Annotated in this window: 20 protein-coding genes; 11 read left to right on the top strand and 9 right to left on the bottom strand. The window is 52.1% G+C overall.

Features of this window, described 5'->3' with window-relative positions:
- The 7 genes from MVD07_RS10540 to MVD07_RS10510 all read left to right on the top strand — a co-directional run.
- Positions 1 to 278, top strand: a 278-nt coding sequence (locus tag MVD07_RS10540) for an FAD-dependent thymidylate synthase (RefSeq protein ID WP_297501934.1), incomplete at its 5' end; no start/stop codon positions are given.
- Positions 279 to 324: 46 nt separating this feature from the next.
- Positions 325 to 1,011 (top strand): hypothetical protein, encoded by a 687-nt coding sequence (locus MVD07_RS10535; RefSeq protein WP_297501931.1) that lies wholly within the window; start codon positions 325 to 327, stop codon positions 1,009 to 1,011.
- Positions 1,012 to 1,172: 161 nt separating this feature from the next.
- Entirely contained in the window at positions 1,173 to 2,060 is an 888-nt protein-coding gene (locus MVD07_RS10530) for a DUF2202 domain-containing protein (protein WP_297501928.1), read from the top strand.
- A gap of 120 nt (positions 2,061 to 2,180) precedes the next feature.
- Complete coding sequence (locus tag MVD07_RS10525; protein ID WP_297501921.1) at positions 2,181 to 2,345, top strand: hypothetical protein; 165 nt, start codon at positions 2,181 to 2,183, stop codon at positions 2,343 to 2,345.
- The gene (locus MVD07_RS10520; RefSeq protein WP_297501918.1) at positions 2,332 to 2,694 is read left to right on the top strand and encodes a DUF4405 domain-containing protein; all 363 of its coding nucleotides are present in this window, start codon (positions 2,332 to 2,334) and stop codon (positions 2,692 to 2,694) included. The genes MVD07_RS10525 and MVD07_RS10520 overlap by 14 nt, the downstream gene beginning before the upstream one ends.
- Before the next feature lie 84 nt (positions 2,695 to 2,778).
- On the top strand, positions 2,779 to 3,072 hold the full coding sequence (locus tag MVD07_RS10515) for a winged helix-turn-helix domain-containing protein (RefSeq protein WP_297501945.1): 294 nt from the start codon (positions 2,779 to 2,781) through the stop codon (positions 3,070 to 3,072).
- A gap of 23 nt (positions 3,073 to 3,095) precedes the next feature.
- Positions 3,096 to 3,284: a hypothetical protein gene (locus MVD07_RS10510; protein ID WP_297501915.1), complete on the top strand. Its 189-nt coding sequence runs from the start codon at positions 3,096 to 3,098 to the stop codon at positions 3,282 to 3,284.
- Positions 3,285 to 3,288: 4 nt separating this feature from the next.
- Here MVD07_RS10510 and MVD07_RS10505 read toward each other — a convergent pair whose 3' ends face one another.
- Positions 3,289 to 3,780 carry an HIT domain-containing protein gene (locus MVD07_RS10505; RefSeq protein ID WP_297501912.1) on the bottom strand — a complete coding sequence of 164 codons (492 nt, stop codon included), beginning with the start codon at positions 3,778 to 3,780 and terminating at the stop codon, positions 3,289 to 3,291.
- A 41-nt stretch (positions 3,781 to 3,821) separates the two neighbouring features.
- On the bottom strand, positions 3,822 to 4,757 hold the full coding sequence (locus tag MVD07_RS10500) for a calcium/sodium antiporter (RefSeq protein WP_297501909.1): 936 nt from the start codon (positions 4,755 to 4,757) through the stop codon (positions 3,822 to 3,824).
- Positions 4,758 to 4,850: 93 nt separating this feature from the next.
- Here MVD07_RS10500 and MVD07_RS10495 point away from each other — a divergent pair, with 93 nt between their 5' ends.
- The 3 genes from MVD07_RS10495 to MVD07_RS10485 all read left to right on the top strand — a co-directional run bounded on the left by MVD07_RS10495 (position 4,851) and on the right by MVD07_RS10485 (position 8,863).
- Positions 4,851 to 6,086, top strand: a complete 1,236-nt coding sequence (locus MVD07_RS10495) for a 2,3-bisphosphoglycerate-independent phosphoglycerate mutase (protein ID WP_297501942.1) — start codon at positions 4,851 to 4,853, stop codon at positions 6,084 to 6,086.
- An 84-nt stretch (positions 6,087 to 6,170) separates the two neighbouring features.
- Positions 6,171 to 6,998, top strand: coding sequence for an aldo/keto reductase (locus MVD07_RS10490; protein ID WP_297501940.1), 828 nt, complete (start codon positions 6,171 to 6,173; stop codon positions 6,996 to 6,998).
- Positions 6,998 to 8,863 carry an aldehyde ferredoxin oxidoreductase family protein gene (locus MVD07_RS10485; protein WP_297501906.1) on the top strand — a complete coding sequence of 622 codons (1,866 nt, stop codon included), beginning with the start codon at positions 6,998 to 7,000 and terminating at the stop codon, positions 8,861 to 8,863. Before MVD07_RS10490 ends, MVD07_RS10485 begins: the two co-directional genes overlap by 1 nt.
- A 69-nt stretch (positions 8,864 to 8,932) precedes the next feature.
- Here the strand turns inward: MVD07_RS10485 and MVD07_RS10480 are convergent, their stop codons facing one another.
- The 7 genes from MVD07_RS10480 to MVD07_RS10450 form a co-directional block, all read right to left on the bottom strand.
- Positions 8,933 to 9,229, bottom strand: a complete 297-nt coding sequence (locus MVD07_RS10480; protein WP_297501904.1) for a hypothetical protein — start codon at positions 9,227 to 9,229, stop codon at positions 8,933 to 8,935.
- 12 nt (positions 9,230 to 9,241) lie between these two features.
- Positions 9,242 to 10,015: a hypothetical protein gene (locus tag MVD07_RS10475; RefSeq protein WP_297501902.1), complete on the bottom strand. Its 774-nt coding sequence runs from the start codon at positions 10,013 to 10,015 to the stop codon at positions 9,242 to 9,244.
- Between the two features lie 230 nt (positions 10,016 to 10,245).
- The gene (locus MVD07_RS10470) at positions 10,246 to 10,566 is read right to left on the bottom strand and encodes a hypothetical protein (RefSeq protein ID WP_297501899.1); all 321 of its coding nucleotides are present in this window, start codon (positions 10,564 to 10,566) and stop codon (positions 10,246 to 10,248) included.
- Between the two features lie 154 nt (positions 10,567 to 10,720).
- Positions 10,721 to 11,293 carry a hypothetical protein gene (locus MVD07_RS10465; protein WP_297501896.1) on the bottom strand — a complete coding sequence of 191 codons (573 nt, stop codon included), beginning with the start codon at positions 11,291 to 11,293 and terminating at the stop codon, positions 10,721 to 10,723.
- A 241-nt stretch (positions 11,294 to 11,534) separates the two neighbouring features.
- Positions 11,535 to 12,227 carry a tRNA-binding protein gene (locus tag MVD07_RS10460; RefSeq protein ID WP_297501937.1) on the bottom strand — a complete coding sequence of 231 codons (693 nt, stop codon included), beginning with the start codon at positions 12,225 to 12,227 and terminating at the stop codon, positions 11,535 to 11,537.
- The gene (locus tag MVD07_RS10455) at positions 12,118 to 13,311 is read right to left on the bottom strand and encodes a tetratricopeptide repeat protein (protein ID WP_297501895.1); all 1,194 of its coding nucleotides are present in this window, start codon (positions 13,309 to 13,311) and stop codon (positions 12,118 to 12,120) included. The genes MVD07_RS10460 and MVD07_RS10455 overlap by 110 nt, the downstream gene beginning before the upstream one ends.
- Positions 13,312 to 13,343: 32 nt before the next feature.
- Entirely contained in the window at positions 13,344 to 13,670 is a 327-nt protein-coding gene (locus MVD07_RS10450) for a hypothetical protein (protein ID WP_297501892.1), read from the bottom strand.
- Between the two features lie 140 nt (positions 13,671 to 13,810).
- Between MVD07_RS10450 and MVD07_RS10445 the strand changes: the two genes are divergently transcribed.
- Positions 13,811 to 14,194, top strand: a 384-nt coding sequence (locus MVD07_RS10445) for an NAD(P)-dependent oxidoreductase (RefSeq protein ID WP_297501889.1), incomplete at its 3' end; no start/stop codon positions are given.

Genomic DNA, 14,194 nt, shown 5'->3' with positions numbered 1-14,194 from the left:
CAAAAATCGTCGTCACGATGAACCTCCGCGAGCTCAAGCACTTCCTCGGGCTGAGGGCCTGCGAGAGGGCCCAGTGGGAGATAAGGGAAGTTGCTTGGAAGATGCTGGAGGAGATAGCGAAGAATGAGGAGCTGAGGCCAGTTATAAGGTGGGCTAGGCTCGGGCCGCGCTGTATTCAGCTCGGGTACTGTCCGGAGGGGGAGCTGATGCCCTCCGGATGCTGGAAGAGGACGAGGGAGAAGTGGAAAGCTTTGGTCAGTTCTAAACCTGAGGTTTAAGAAACCCTTTTTTACGGCTTTTCTTTAAATAGAGCGGTGAGGGAAAGTGAAAACAAAAAGCTGGGAAGTTAACGTTTCCGCTGACTGGGAGACGCTCAGATTAATCCTCAGCGACCCCAAAAAGACCCTGCCTTTCTTTCCGTACTTCGAGGAGCTGAGAGGTGACAGGGTTCGCTTCAAGGTGCCGAGGTTTATCTTCAACTTCGGCTACGAGTTCGAGTTTGACGTCGGCTTTGGTGAAAGGGAAGCGATATACACCTTCAGGGGGGAGCGCGGTATCCTCACCGTTACCTTCAAGATGGTTGGAGGAAAGCTCAGGGTAACGGCCAGCTGGGCGGGCTTTGGAGAAGCTTTGATGGGAAAGCCACTGGAGAACTTTGCCCGGGGAATAGCGACGGCCATCAGGGAGTTCTGCACCTCGATGAAGTGCCCCGGTGTGAAGATTGAAGGGGAAAGCGGGCAAGTTGAGCACATAACGCCGGAAACAGCTTCTGCGTTTCTCAAGAGGCTCGCTGTCGAGCTGGGGACGGATTTCGTCGTTGAGGGGAGAGCCGAGGATGGCACTTATCTCTCGGCAAGAATAGAGGATGGGAGGCTGAAGAGTCTCAAGGTGAGGACGGATAAGGGGGAGTCGGTCATAGAGGCCGACATCCCGGTGGTAGAGCTCGGGAGCGAGCTCTTCGAGGGACTGCCCCTCAACAAGAAGTTCGCGGTGAAGGCGGAGAAGCTTTAGGGTTTTTATCTCCTCTTCCCCCTTCTCCAAATATTGCCTGTTTTGTAGAACAATAACCAGCGAAAATCGACTATACTCGCCTCCCTTCTCAGCACCCGAAAACTTTATAAACTATGCATACATATGTAATATTAAAGTTACATATGGAGAGGTGAAGACACATGAGGAAAAAGTTGGCAGGGTTTGGATTGCTGGTGCTGGGCCTCTTTGGCCTAGTGCTCGGAGGGGCCGCTGCCTATATGGGCACCCTAGGAGCAAACCCAGCTGTAGAAGAAACCGCCCAGAAGGGCTACGCGGACTACTACGCGCCGCTCAGCGATGACGAGGCCAGCGGGTTGCTTTACATGGTCGAGGAGGAGAAGCTCGCGAGGGACGTCTACCTGACGCTGTACAACGAGACTGGCCTTGAAGTTTTCGAGAAGATTGCACAAAGCGAGCAGAGGCACATGAATGCGGTACTTGGCCTTATCGAGAAGTACAACCTGACGGCACCGGATACCCTTAACGAGGTCGGGACCTTTGAGAACCCGGAGCTTCAGTCCCTCTACGACCAGCTGATCGAGCAGGGAAGCGGGAGCACCGTTGATGCGCTCAAAGTTGGGGCACTCATAGAGGAGACCGACATCAAGGACCTTGAGGACTGGATCGCCAAGACGGACAACGAGGACATAAAGGCCGTTTACAGCAACCTCATGAAGGGAAGCGAGAACCACCTGAGGGCCTTCGTGAGGAACCTTGAGGCCCAGGGAATCAGCTACACCGCCCAGGTTCTCCCGCAGGAGCAGGTTGACGAGATACTCAGCGGCGAGAACGGTCACAACGGGCACGGAAAGATGATGGCTGGAGAGAAGCACGGACAGGGAATCAGTCACGATGGACGCGGAAAGATGATGCACGGAGTGGAAGGTAAGGAACACGGCATAATGAAAGCGAACGACTCAAGAAACGGCAAAAGGGGACATGGAAACGGCATGGAGCACGGCCACAATGGCATGAAACGCCTGACCAAGAGGGGAAGCAACACCGGTGATGAGTGTCTCAGGGGCTGAGATCACTCTTCCTATTGCATTGAGGATGGATGTGAAGGGCTTGGAAGTCATAATCAAGCTTTTTTCCTCTTTTTTTCAGTCTGTCGGCGAAAGATGACGTCGCACCAGCACCATGGGGGGTTGGAGATGGGACCGCAGGAGATAGTGAGGACGTATGAGGTGGAAATCTTGGTCATACTCATGATACTTGGCCTTTCCCTAGTGATGGGTTATCTCTTAGCTCACAGCATCTTCCGTGGGGAGGATATTGATGAATGTGGGGGGATGGAAGATGGGGGTTCCTAAGTGGCTCAAGCCGACGCTTGACCTGCTACTCTCGATAGACTTCGTAATTGAGGGGCTCTCGGGGATAGCGCTCTACCTCGCGCCGAGCGGAAGACTCGCGAGAGACTTTGCGTGGACATTCTTGGGGCTTGGCAAAGAGACTTGGGAGGCCCTCCACACCTACTTTGGCTTTGCCATGGTGGCTTTAGTTGCCACCCACCTAATCATAAACTGGGGGCCAATGGTCTGCATGCTCAGGAACGTGATAACGTGGAGAGAAAAGAGCTCTAATCCGCGCACTCTCCTTGGGCTGGTCCTCGTTGTCGCGCTCTTCATAGGCGGAGGCGTCTTCTACGCCCTGCTCTACTAACAGCGGAAGGCTTTTATCCTTCTCAACCTTTTCTTTATGTAGAGCTTTGCTCAAGCATTCATCAGGTTCGTCAGCGTGATGGCCATGGTACAAAGCATCGAAGAGCTTGTAAGAATCGGTGAGGCCCTTGGGAACCCGGTCAGAGTTAGGATACTTAAGATGCTCTGCGAAAAGGAGTGGTACGTCTATGAGCTGGCAAAGGAGCTCGGCATATCGAGGCAGCTCCTCTACCTCCACCTCAAGAAACTTGAGAAGGCTGGGCTGGTTGAGAGTGAACTCCGACTTGAACCCGGCGACTCGAGGGCCAAGAAGTACTACAGAGCAAGGCAGTTCCGGATAATCATTGACAATGAGATGATAATGAGATTGGAGGGATAAAAATGCCTTGGGGAGGTGAACATATGCAAACTCCAAGCGGGTGGATAAGCATAATCCTCGGGTTGATAATCCTTGTGGTGCTTATCTTTGCATTCTACCAGGTGAACAAGACTTTAAACGACTTCAGGGTTGAGGTTGAGAAGCTCAAGAGTGCCCTTGAGGAAACTCGGAGGAACACCGAGGAGGTTAGGAAGAAGCTCGAAGAGGTTTGATCCTTCACTCCTGAAGAATTTCATTTATTGTCCTCTTCAGCTCGTCGTAGGCATCCTGAAGGGACTCGGGGATGACCTTGGTGTCAGCTATTACCGGCATGAAGTTCGTATCCCCGTTCCAGCGGGGGACTATATGGAGATGGATGTGATCTTCTATTCCAGCTCCGGCCACTCTGCCGAGGTTAACTCCAAGGTTAAAGCCGTCTGGTTTCATAGCCTTCTTAATAGCCCGTATCATGAGCTGGGAGAGCTTCATCATCTCCAAAAGCTCCTCATCGGTCAGGTCTTCCCATCTCCCGACGTGTCTGTAGGGGGCTATCATGACGTGGCCGGGGTTGTAGGGGTAGTTGTTCATTATCACGAAGGCCTTCTCTCCCCTGTGGAGGATCAGTCTGTCCCTGTCCCTGTTCTCCTTCGGGAAGTCGCAGAAGATGCAGCCGTCGTGCTTTGGTGAGCGTATGTATTCTATCCTCCACGGTGCCCAGAGGATCTTCAAGCTCCCACCTCCGGCTGGGAAAGGAAAAGGGACTTAAAAACTTATAGCCTCGCCCCCGAGAAGAGGAGGTACAGGTAGATGGCATAGAGCAGAAGGAAGTAAGTCCCGATGCCCTTTCCAAGCCCCTGGTTTCTCTTGAGGGAAGCTATCATCGGTATCATCACAAGGAGAACTAAAAGCACGGTGATGGTTGATGCCCCAGTGGGGAGGGGCCTTATGATTGAAGCTATCCCCAAAACAACGAGGGCATTCATTATGTTGGCTCCGATTATATTGCCGACGCTTATGCTCCCGCGCTCTCTTACGGCCCCGTAGAGGGCGTTCGTCATCTCCGGGAGGGAAGTCCCTATGGCAACTATCGTTGCTCCTATAACGTATTCTGGAACACTCAAAGTCTCGGCGATGCTCTTGCCCCCAAACACGACCATTCTAGCTCCAACGACCATCAGTCCACCGTAGATTAGCAACAGTGCATAGTCCATCGGAGTTGCTTTCATCTTCCCCCCGGAGACATTCCCTTTTCCGGGCTTGACGTGTCTTCTGTAAAGCCATCTGAGGTAGACACCGTAGGCAATGAGCAGGATAACCCCATCGAGGCGTGAGAGGACTCCGTCCAGTGAGAGGAGCATTGCAAGACCAAGTGAGAGGAGCATGGCTAGGGAGTTTTCGTAGGCACCTTCACCCGCTTTGAGGGGCCTTATAACGGACGCTAGGCCGAGGATGAGGGCGATGTTGGCGAAAATGCTCCCAAGGGCGTTTCCGAGTGCGATCCCTTCGGCACCCTCAAAGCTCGCCAGGGCGCTCGTCGTTATCTCCGGTAAGGTCGTGGCGAAGCTTATGATGACGAGGCTTATAACGAGGGGAGAAACGCCGGCTTTCTTGGCCACCTCGACGATTTTATCAGACAACTTGTCGCCAAATATTACAAGGAGTGCTATTCCGACCGCTATTGCAGAGCCCCAGATTATAATCCCCATCTTCCTCCCCACCCGGAGTCAGCCCGGCCATTGATAAGCTTTCCGCCGGCAAACCTTTTAACCTGCCTCACCTACTCACCTCCGGTGGCAGGTATGAAGCAGAGGAAAGGTTTGCTCATAATCCTCGACGGTCTCGGCGACAGGCCGATTAAAGAGTTCGGCGGAAAGACACCACTGGAGTATGCTAACACGCCAAACATGGACAAACTGGCAAAGATGGGAATCCTTGGCCAGCAGGATCCGATTAAGCCCGGGCAGCCGGCTGGAAGTGACACCGCTCACCTTAGCATATTCGGCTACGACCCCTACAAGGTCTACCGTGGAAGGGGCTTCCTTGAGGCGCTTGGGGTTGGGCTCGATCTCGACGAGGACGACTTAGCCTTCCGCGTTAACTTTGCGACGATTGAGAACGGTATCATAACAGACAGGCGCGCCGGAAGGATAGACACCGAGGAAGCCCACAAACTGGCGAAGGCGATACAGGAGAACGTTAAACTGCCGGTTCCCTTCATCTTCGCCGGAGCTACCGGCCACAGGGCTGTGCTCGTTCTTAAGGGCATGGCCAAAGGCTACCGCGTTGGAGAGAACGATCCACACGAGGCAGGAAAGCCGCCCAAGGACTTCACATGGGAGGATGAGGAGAGCAAAAAGGTAGCGGAGATCCTCGAAGAGTTCGTCAGAGGGGCCAGAGAAGTTCTTGAGAAGCACCCGATAAACGAGAAGCGCAGGAAGGAGGGCAAGCCGGTCGCGAACTACCTCCTGATCAGGGGTGCTGGAACTTACCCTGACATACCGATGAAGTTCACGAAGCAGTGGAAGGTCAAGACTGGAGCGGTTATAGCTGTTTCTCTCGTTAAGGGGGTTGCAAGGGCAATAGGCTTCGACGTTTACACCCCTAAGGGGGCAACTGGGGAATACGACACCGACGAGATGGCCAAAGCCAGGAAGACCGTCGAGTTGCTCAAGGACTACGACTTCGTGTTCCTCCACTTCAAGCCGACAGATGCAGCGGGCCACGACAACAACCCCAAGCTCAAGACCGAGATGATAGAGAAGGCCGACAGGATGATAGGTTACATAATCGAGCACATAGACCTTGAGGAGACGGTGATAGCGATAACAGGCGACCACTCAACGCCCTGCGAGGTAATGAATCACAGCGGGGATCCGGTTCCGCTCCTTATAGCTGGCGGTGGCGTCAGAACTGACTCCAGTGAAGCTTTCGGCGAACGTGAATGCATGAAGGGAGGCCTCGGCAGGATAAAGGGCCATGACATAGTGCCGATAATGATGGATCTCATGAACAGGAGTGAAAAGTTTGGGGCTTGATTCTTCTCACTTTTGTCTCTTTATCTTAGCGTTCAGACGGAAACCTTAATTAAGTTCGAATTCCTAATCTCATTGGTGTTGAAGATGGCGAAGGTTTCTGACCTCAAGAGGATAGGTGATAATAGGGTTACCACAATAGGCATGGGCACGTGGGGGATAGGAGGAAAGGAGACTCCGGACTACTCCCAGGACAGGGAAAGCATTGAGGTTCTCAGGCACGGCCTTGAGCTCGGGATAAACCTCATTGATACTGCGGAGTTCTACGGCGCAGGACATTCCGAAGAGCTCGTCGGAAAAGCCATTGAAGACTTTGAGAGGGAGGAGCTTTTCATCATCAGCAAGGTCTGGCCGACCCACTTCAGCTACAGTGAGGCCAAAAAAGCGGCGAGAGCGAGCGCAAAGAGGCTTGGAACCTATATAGACATCTACCTCCTCCACTGGCCAGTTGATGACTTTAGGAGAATAGAGGAGACCCTCCACGCGCTGGAGGAGCTCGTTGACGAGGGGCTCATTAGGTACATAGGCGTCAGCAACTTTGACCTTGAGCTCCTCAAGAGGAGCCAGGAAGCTATGAAGAAGTACGAGATAGTCGCCAACGAGGTCAAGTACTCTCTCAAAGACAGGTGGCCCGAAACGACGGGCCTTCTAGACTACATGAAGGGGGAGAAGATGACTTTGATAGCTTATACACCACTCGAAAAAGGGACCCTCGCCAGAAATGAATGCCTGGCCGAGATTGGAAAGGCCTATGGGAAAACGTCTGCTCAGGTGGCCTTGAACTACCTCATCTGGGAGGAGAACGTCGTGGCGATACCAAAGGCCGGCAACAGGACCCACCTTGAGGAGAATTTCAGCGCTATGGGCTGGAGGCTTTCAAAGGAGGATAGAGAGAAAGCAAGAGGGTGTGTCTGATGTACGGCTACCACAACAGGATCGCGAGGGTCAACCTTACCGAGGGGAAAGTGACCTACGAAGAACTGCCGGACGAGGTCATAAGGAGGTTCATAGGTGGAAAGGGCCTCGGCTACTACCTGATTTACCGCGAGGTTCCACCCGGAACCGATCCGCTCAGTCCGGCAAACAAGTTCGTCTTCGCGCCCGGGGGAATGACGGGTTTAGTGCCGGGTTCGAGCAAGGTAATAGCTGTGAGCAAGAGCCCGGAGACGAGGCTCATCAGCGACTCAAGCGGGGGCGATGCATTCGGGCCGAAGCTGAAGGGCCACTTTGACGCACTGGTAATCGAGGGGAAGAGCAAGGGGCCCGTTTACCTATACGTCCACGACGGGAAGGTTGAGATTCTCCCGGCTGAACACCTCTGGGGCAGGGGCAACTATGAAGTTGCCAGGGAAATCTGGAGGGAGCACCCGAAGGCGAGCATCGCTTTAACTGGCCCTGCCGGAGAGAAGCTCAGCAGGATTGCCAACGTAATCTACGACACCGAGAGGGCCAGCGGTAGGGGTGGACTCGGTGCAGTCCTCGGGAGCAAGAGGGTTAAGGCAGTTGTTGTTGAACCGGGAACAAAGCCGGGGGTTGCTAACCCCGGGGAGTTTCAGAGGCTCTGGAACGAGTTCTACAACGAGTTTGCCACGAATCCCAAGTACGAGCACACGAGGAGCTACGGCACCACCGACGCCCTGAGGAGCGCCGCTTCCCTCGGCATGAGCCCGGCCTACAACTTCTCAAGGCCCTACGTTCCCGATGAGCTGGCGAGCAAGTTAGCCGGTGACGAGGTCAAGAAGTACGAGATAGAGCCTGAATGGTTTGTTCACGGCAAGAGTTGTCCCATAAAGTGCGCTCGCTACGTCGAGGTGGAATACAAGGGTAAGAAAGTCCACGTAAAGCCCGAATATGAGAGCATAGCAATGCTGGGAGCAGCTACGGGTGTCTTCAACTTTCCAGCGGTGGCCTACTTCAACTGGCTCGTCAACAACCTTGGATTAGACAGCATAGCGACGGGAGCAACGATAGGCTGGCTCTTCGAGATGGTAGAGAGGAACCTAATAAGCGAGGACGAGATAGGCTTCACCGTGAGGGGGTTTGGTGACGAGGAAGCCGAGGAAAAGCTCATCAGACTTATGGCCGAGAGGAAGGGATTCGGGGCCGTCTTAGCGGACGGCGTTAAGAGGGCCTGTGAGCGCTTAGGCAGGGGCTGCCACTTAGCTGTCCACGTCAAGGGAATGGAAGCACCGGCATGGGACCCGCGCGGAAGGAGGACGTACGCCTTAAGCTACGCCACAGCTGACGTTGGCGCTTCCCATCTCCGCGGCTGGCCGAGGCCCCACCAACTCCCGAACCAGGGGCCTGCCAAAGAGCTTGTGCCATCGCTCATAGAGGACAGGGATGAAAGTTACATCACGGACATGCTTGGAACATGCAAGTTCGTGCCCTACAAACTTGAAGACCTCGCGAGGTTATACTCCCTTGTTACCGGTGAGGAGTGGACGGTTGAGGAGCTGAGAAAGAGGGCCTGGGGCGTTGAAAGCATCGCACGCATACACAACGCCCTCGACTGGGTTACGCCGCCTCTTGACGACGTTATTCCGCCGCGCTGGTGGGAGCCAGAACCTGATGGCCCAGCTGAGGGCAACGCGGCCTTCATTGACCACAACGACTTCCTTGAGGCCAGAAGGGAGTTTTACAGGCTGAGGGGCTGGGACGAAGAGCTTGGCGTCCCGTTGCCCGAGACGATGGACGAACTCGGCCTCCCCGAGTTCAGGGAAGACGCGAAGAGGGCCTTAGAGGTAGTGGGGAAGAGGAGGGAGTTCAGGAGCCAATAGCACCAAAGAGAAGCAGGACAACCAAGTCGAGGAAAAGGTAAGCCGCGAAAATCCCGGCAACTGCCCTCCTTATCCCCTTTTCTTCCTTATTAGCAGGAGCGGAATAGATGCTATGGCAGTGGCCATCGTTGACGCGAGGAGGAGTATCGCAAGCAGGTCTAGGGGCGCGGGGAGGTATGCGTCGATTCCAAAGGTGTCGATCATCGCAGCACTTACGAAGGTGAAGTAGAAGGAAGACGGAAGCAGGACGATGGCGTACAGAATGGCCGCTATGAGGTCGGCCTTTTCGCGGGGCATCTCATCGTATACCGCCGGGAGCACGAAGAGCAGGGCGTAGGCCACAAGAGGGGTTAGGACGATTCCCATTATCCCCAACACTCACCCGTCGGAGTTCCGGTGAAACGTCAGCGTCCCGTTGCAGTATCGACCTTCACCATCGTAGAGGCCGAAGACGGCACAGCCTTTCTCGTCAATCCTGCCCCAGCCGGGAACCACGTAGCAGAGACAGCTTGGGTCGTTCATCTGGAAGAGTCTGCTCCAAACTACTTTTGTTCCGTTCAGAATCATGACGTAGCCGGATTGAGGCGAGCCATCGAGCTGGGGTTGCTCAAGTCCCATGAGGACGTAGCTACCGTTGGAAACCAAAAACGCGTTTCTGATGGGGACGTAACCCCCGCCAAGGTCAAACTTTCTAACCGTTCCGTTTTTGCCGAAAACGTAGAAGTAATCCTCCGGTGCATACCTTCTGAGGTCTGAGAACTGTCTTGGGGAGGTCTGATAAACGAGGACGTAGAGGTAGTCGCTCGTATTCGTTGCAAGGACTACTGGAGCCACTGTTCCGTTTGCTTCAATACCGTATTCCCTATCATCGTAGGCCCAAGCGTAGCCGGAAAGGGTGAGGTTCCAGAGGGGCTTTCCATCGTAACTGCAAGCCCTCAGAACAACAACCGGGACCTCTGCGGTTAAGTTGCCGGTGCTCATGTTCGTTTTGCCGTACTGGCCAACGCTGAACTTTATGAGGGGAACGGTACTAACTTTGCTCTCATTCCTGACGGCAACGAAGCCCCAGTTGAAGAAAAAGACCTCACTCGCGTTGATTAGGTAGCTTGAGTTCTTAACTCTAATCGCGAATCCATTGCTTACTTTATACACCTCCGTGCCGTTGAAAACTCCGATTGATTCTCCTGCATAATAACCGTATTTCAACAGGGGACATTGTACATGTTTCTCATCTTTGATGTAGATGGTAGAGTTTGTGATATTATCTCTGGCGTCACTTTTCTTATATGAACTTAAGCAACAACTGTGGCGTGCGTAGCCATGGTACGCTAGCATCCCGATAAAAAGAAAAGAAAGCATAACTACCACAAGATATGAAGACCTTACCACCAATCACCCACCCCCTCTAACCTTTCTTGATTCCATATATTAGAGAATAAGATTAATCTTACATGCGTTTCGCTTCCTCCTCCAAAAGATCTAAATGATTCTGAAGGATACGGTGAATATAAAGCAAATCCTGCTAAAGCTCTTATTGAGTGTCCTGTTATTCTCCAAGTTCCTCCGTCACTATCATCCGGATACCCATGTATATCCCATGAGCCAGTTGAATACCTGTAAGTAGCTTCACTCCAAAGTTCAAGAAGAATATATTTTGGTACTGGAGCATTGTTAAAGTGCACTATTGTGGAGTATCTTTTCATCCAAGTGCTCTGACCCTGGATAAAATACTTAACATGAACTAACTTGAGTTCATAAGGTTTGATGTTGTAATTTTTGGCAAGATAAATCTCAATCCAATTTTTTACTTCTTGTTTACTCTTATAAAATGTCCATGTAAAAGAGTAGCCCTTTCCATTATTCAGAGACACAGACGCATAAGTGCCAACAAAGTGTGCTGAATATATAAAAAGTTGCTGGATATTTAACTTGATTTAGAACTGAATTACCATAATAGTCGTATATATGATCAATGCTGTTAGAAGTTAATGGCTGAAGTGAGGTAGGTATTTTTTGAGATTTGTTCTCTAACGGAAGCACTTTTGTAATCTCCTGCATAGTTGGGAAGTCCAAATTAACTCCAGTTTTAGTGGCGATATCCTTAAGATTAATGCCGTCTTTTCTTGAAAAATCCAGAAGAAGCCTCTTGACGTCCTGATAACTTAGTGGTCTCATAGTGTTCCAAGAATACTCACTTAGATATTCCATGAACTTGCTGATATTAACTCCATTCTTGGATGCAGATGTATATAGAGCCTCAAATCTAAGCTCATTTGGCCCTTTAACTTCCTGTTCTAAAATCGTCTCATTATAATGATTATCAAGAATTGTAATGGTTAACATTCCATTCGATATTGTCGTTGTCGTCGCTGGAAGAGAGGATTTATTCAGTGCAGCGGCACTTACATTCCTCACCATGACTCCAACCATCAACAGCCCTAAAAGGACTGCGAACAGTGGCTTCCATCTCAAGTGGTTCATCTCTATGGATTGTCTTCAGTATAATTTATTCACTTTATCTTTATAAGACTTTCCTCTTATAGTTAACAATATATCTTCCCTTCTTTTCGAATATAAATTTATTCGGAATCTTGTTTTCCGACGAGAATAGGCCTAAAGGAAAAAGAGTAATCGAGTAAGCTAGTGAATACATCCAAACAGAAAACAAAACTTATCCCTTCAAAAACGCCTCCACAAGGTTCCTCGTCTCATTGAGCGCTTCAAGTGGGATACCCTTTGGAAGCCCCCCGATTTCTCCTTTAACGTCCTTTAGAATGCCTTCTCCAGCGCCAAGGAACATGCCCTCGCTAACTATTCCGCGGAAGTTCGCCGGTGGGAGGAGTGCAACGGCAACGCGGTTTCCTTCCTTAACGCTTAAATCGTTTGTCACGATGGTAACAGCTCTATCGCCGATGTTAACGTTGGTGACAAGCAGGCGATCGGCGTTCGGATGTTTGGCGACGCTCATCACCTCGCCGACTCTTATGTCAACTGCTATGACAGGGTCATTTATCCTCCCGAGGGCGAGTCTCTTGTCGAGGCCGAGAATCGTGTTGAGGAAGAAGCGTATTTTGGCTACCTGCTCTTCGACCTTCTCGCGCTCGTCCTTGGAGGCGTTGCTTATGAACTTGTGGTGCCAGTCCCCACCACCGAGGGCCTCGATTATCTCAACGGCCTTCTCCTTAAGGGCCTTCATCTGGGGAGTTTCGATGAGTTCCTTTGGCTCTATGTAGCTGTAGCGCATCGCCTGTATCTCAGGGAGCATCTCCTTCGCCAGCTGAATCGTCCTCTTCTTGTCCCAGTGTCCCTTGAACTTTGCCCCTTCTATCGTCTTCAGGAAGAGCTCTATCGCCTTCTCCGCCACCAGTAAGCGGTAATCCCTGCTCGTGTTCCACACCTTCACCACCCTGAAGGGCTTTCAAAACGCGGTTCTTAATGCTTTCGTCGCTTATCCCCTCGGCAATGGCCCTCGCCCTTCCCTCGTCACCGACGCGTGCGTAGGCGACCGCTATCTCCCCCAGAAGTTCAGAGGTCAACTTTCTATCCCTCACGAGGCCGGCTAGGATGAGGGGCTCCTCAAGACGGCCTATCCTGAGGAGGGAGTGCACTATTCCAGCAATCTCGGCGTCCTTCGGGGTGAACTTCCCGACGAGCATGAGGTCTAGGGCATCACCGAGCACTTCCTTCGCGAGCCCCTCTCTCCCGTGGAGGAACAGCCAGTAGGCGAGCTTCAGCAGTTCCAAAGCCCTCTCCTCGGGTTCAAGGAAGCGCATAAGTCCAACTGCCCTTGAGGCTTCGCCCTTCTCTATCAGCTCGTCTATTACCCGTCTTCCCCTCTTCCTGAGGTCTTCTATGAGGGTTATCTTCTCCTCAAGATACCTCGCCTGTAGCTGGAAGTGTGCTGACTCGTAGACGTCTCGAGCGAGGCGGTAGAGGTTGAGGGCCACGTCGCTACCGGTTTCGTCGGCACTTCTCTCGATTAGTCTCGCTAGCTTGAGGAGGGAGGAGATTACGCCAGAGGAGAAGCCTCTCGATGAGTTTAGGGTCTCAACGGCCTCACAGAAGAGAAGGTAAGCGTCGGTGTACCTGTCGGAGCGGGCGAGGTTCCTCGCTATCCCCCCAAGGACTTCCCCCCTAAGCTTTGGGGAGCGTATTCTCCTCGCCAGCTGTATGGCGCGCTCGAAGTAGTTCTCCGCATCAATCTCCCTGTCTAGGGAGTAGAGGCCCCTTCCGACTATCGAAAGGCCTAGGGCCTTCCCCGGGGTGTCCCCTATCCCATCTAGGGTTTCCAGCATGTGGTAGAGAACCTCCTCCCTGGGGAATTCCTCCAGAACCCTTAGGAGAGCAACGAGTTTCCTGAGGGGGTCTTCAACGGTGAGGGCCTCTCTGAGGGAGCCCCTGTAATCGCCTACCCGGAGCCTTTCGGCTACTTTCTCCACTCCCTTCACCTGAGGGGTTTAGGGCGGGAATACTAAAAAACCTACCCTTTCACCTTTCTGTCCCACTGCTCAAGCATCGTGTCGAGGGCCAGGAGACTGTTGAGCCTCAGGCGAACCTTTCTCTTCTCCCAGTCTATTGGCTCCTTGAACTCGTTGAGGAGCTCGAATACCTTCTCGGCTTCCTCCCTCGGGAGGTATCTGCCGTAGAACTTCTCTCCGCAGTGGGGGCACTTGAAGGTAAAGTTCTCCAGAGTTTTAAGGAAGAGCTCCCTCTCGGTTAAAATTTTCTCGGCGTTTTTCAGGGTCAACATTTGTCCAACAAGCTCCGCCCAGTTGAGGGGCTTCCCGCAGAGCGGGCACCTTGCCATATTCTCACCTCTGATATCTTGAGTAAGGCCTTAGTTAAAACGTTTATGGATCCCGCTCGGGTATACATGAAACAATATTTGGATAAAACCATCCAAATATTTATATATTTTGCCACCCTAATGAACATTAGGGTGATTTTATGACGATCCTAGTTACTGGAGGTACAGGATTTATAGGCAGGGAAGTAGTTAAGGAGCTAGCAAAGAGGGGGGAGGAAATCGTCATTATCGGACGCCGTGAGCCTCAGGGGGAGTTGAAGGAAATCGCCAGATTTGTGAAGGGGGATATCTCAATTAGGAGCCACGTTGAAAATGCCTTTAGAGAGTATCGTCCCGACGGGATTATCCATCTCGCAGCAATGCTCAGCCTAATGTGTGAAAGCGATCCCTGGACCTGTTATGAGGTTAACTTCACCGGCACTTATAACATACTTGAAGCCGCAAGGCTGTTCAATGTGGAGAAAATCGCCTATGCAAGTTCCTTGGCATCTATGATACACCCAGATTCGAGTCCTATAATCACG

The sequence above is a fragment of the Thermococcus sp. genome, assembly GCF_027008145.1.
Taxonomy (GTDB): domain Archaea; phylum Methanobacteriota_B; class Thermococci; order Thermococcales; family Thermococcaceae; genus Thermococcus.
The sequence above is the reverse complement of the archived record's forward strand: the minus strand, read 5'-3'. Positions and strand labels throughout refer to the sequence as shown.

What these genes read in the sequence shown, in the direction of transcription:
- MVD07_RS10465 (WP_297501896.1), bottom strand. Translation starts at nt 11,293, where the DNA reads ATGGTTGGAGTCATGGTGAGGAATGTAAGTGCCGCTGCACTGAATAAA.
- MVD07_RS10495 (WP_297501942.1), top strand. Translation starts at nt 4,851, where the DNA reads ATGAAGCAGAGGAAAGGTTTGCTCATAATCCTCGACGGTCTCGGCGAC.
- MVD07_RS10510 (WP_297501915.1), top strand. Translation starts at nt 3,096, where the DNA reads ATGCAAACTCCAAGCGGGTGGATAAGCATAATCCTCGGGTTGATAATC.
- MVD07_RS10515 (WP_297501945.1), top strand. Translation starts at nt 2,779, where the DNA reads ATGGTACAAAGCATCGAAGAGCTTGTAAGAATCGGTGAGGCCCTTGGG.
- MVD07_RS10530 (WP_297501928.1), top strand. Translation starts at nt 1,173, where the DNA reads ATGAGGAAAAAGTTGGCAGGGTTTGGATTGCTGGTGCTGGGCCTCTTT.
- MVD07_RS10490 (WP_297501940.1), top strand. Translation starts at nt 6,171, where the DNA reads ATGGCGAAGGTTTCTGACCTCAAGAGGATAGGTGATAATAGGGTTACC.
- MVD07_RS10485 (WP_297501906.1), top strand. Translation starts at nt 6,998, where the DNA reads ATGTACGGCTACCACAACAGGATCGCGAGGGTCAACCTTACCGAGGGG.
- MVD07_RS10470 (WP_297501899.1), bottom strand. Translation starts at nt 10,566, where the DNA reads ATGAAAAGATACTCCACAATAGTGCACTTTAACAATGCTCCAGTACCA.
- MVD07_RS10520 (WP_297501918.1), top strand. Translation starts at nt 2,332, where the DNA reads ATGGGGGTTCCTAAGTGGCTCAAGCCGACGCTTGACCTGCTACTCTCG.
- MVD07_RS10500 (WP_297501909.1), bottom strand. Translation starts at nt 4,757, where the DNA reads ATGGGGATTATAATCTGGGGCTCTGCAATAGCGGTCGGAATAGCACTC.
- MVD07_RS10450 (WP_297501892.1), bottom strand. Translation starts at nt 13,670, where the DNA reads ATGGCAAGGTGCCCGCTCTGCGGGAAGCCCCTCAACTGGGCGGAGCTT.
- MVD07_RS10480 (WP_297501904.1), bottom strand. Translation starts at nt 9,229, where the DNA reads ATGGGAATCGTCCTAACCCCTCTTGTGGCCTACGCCCTGCTCTTCGTG.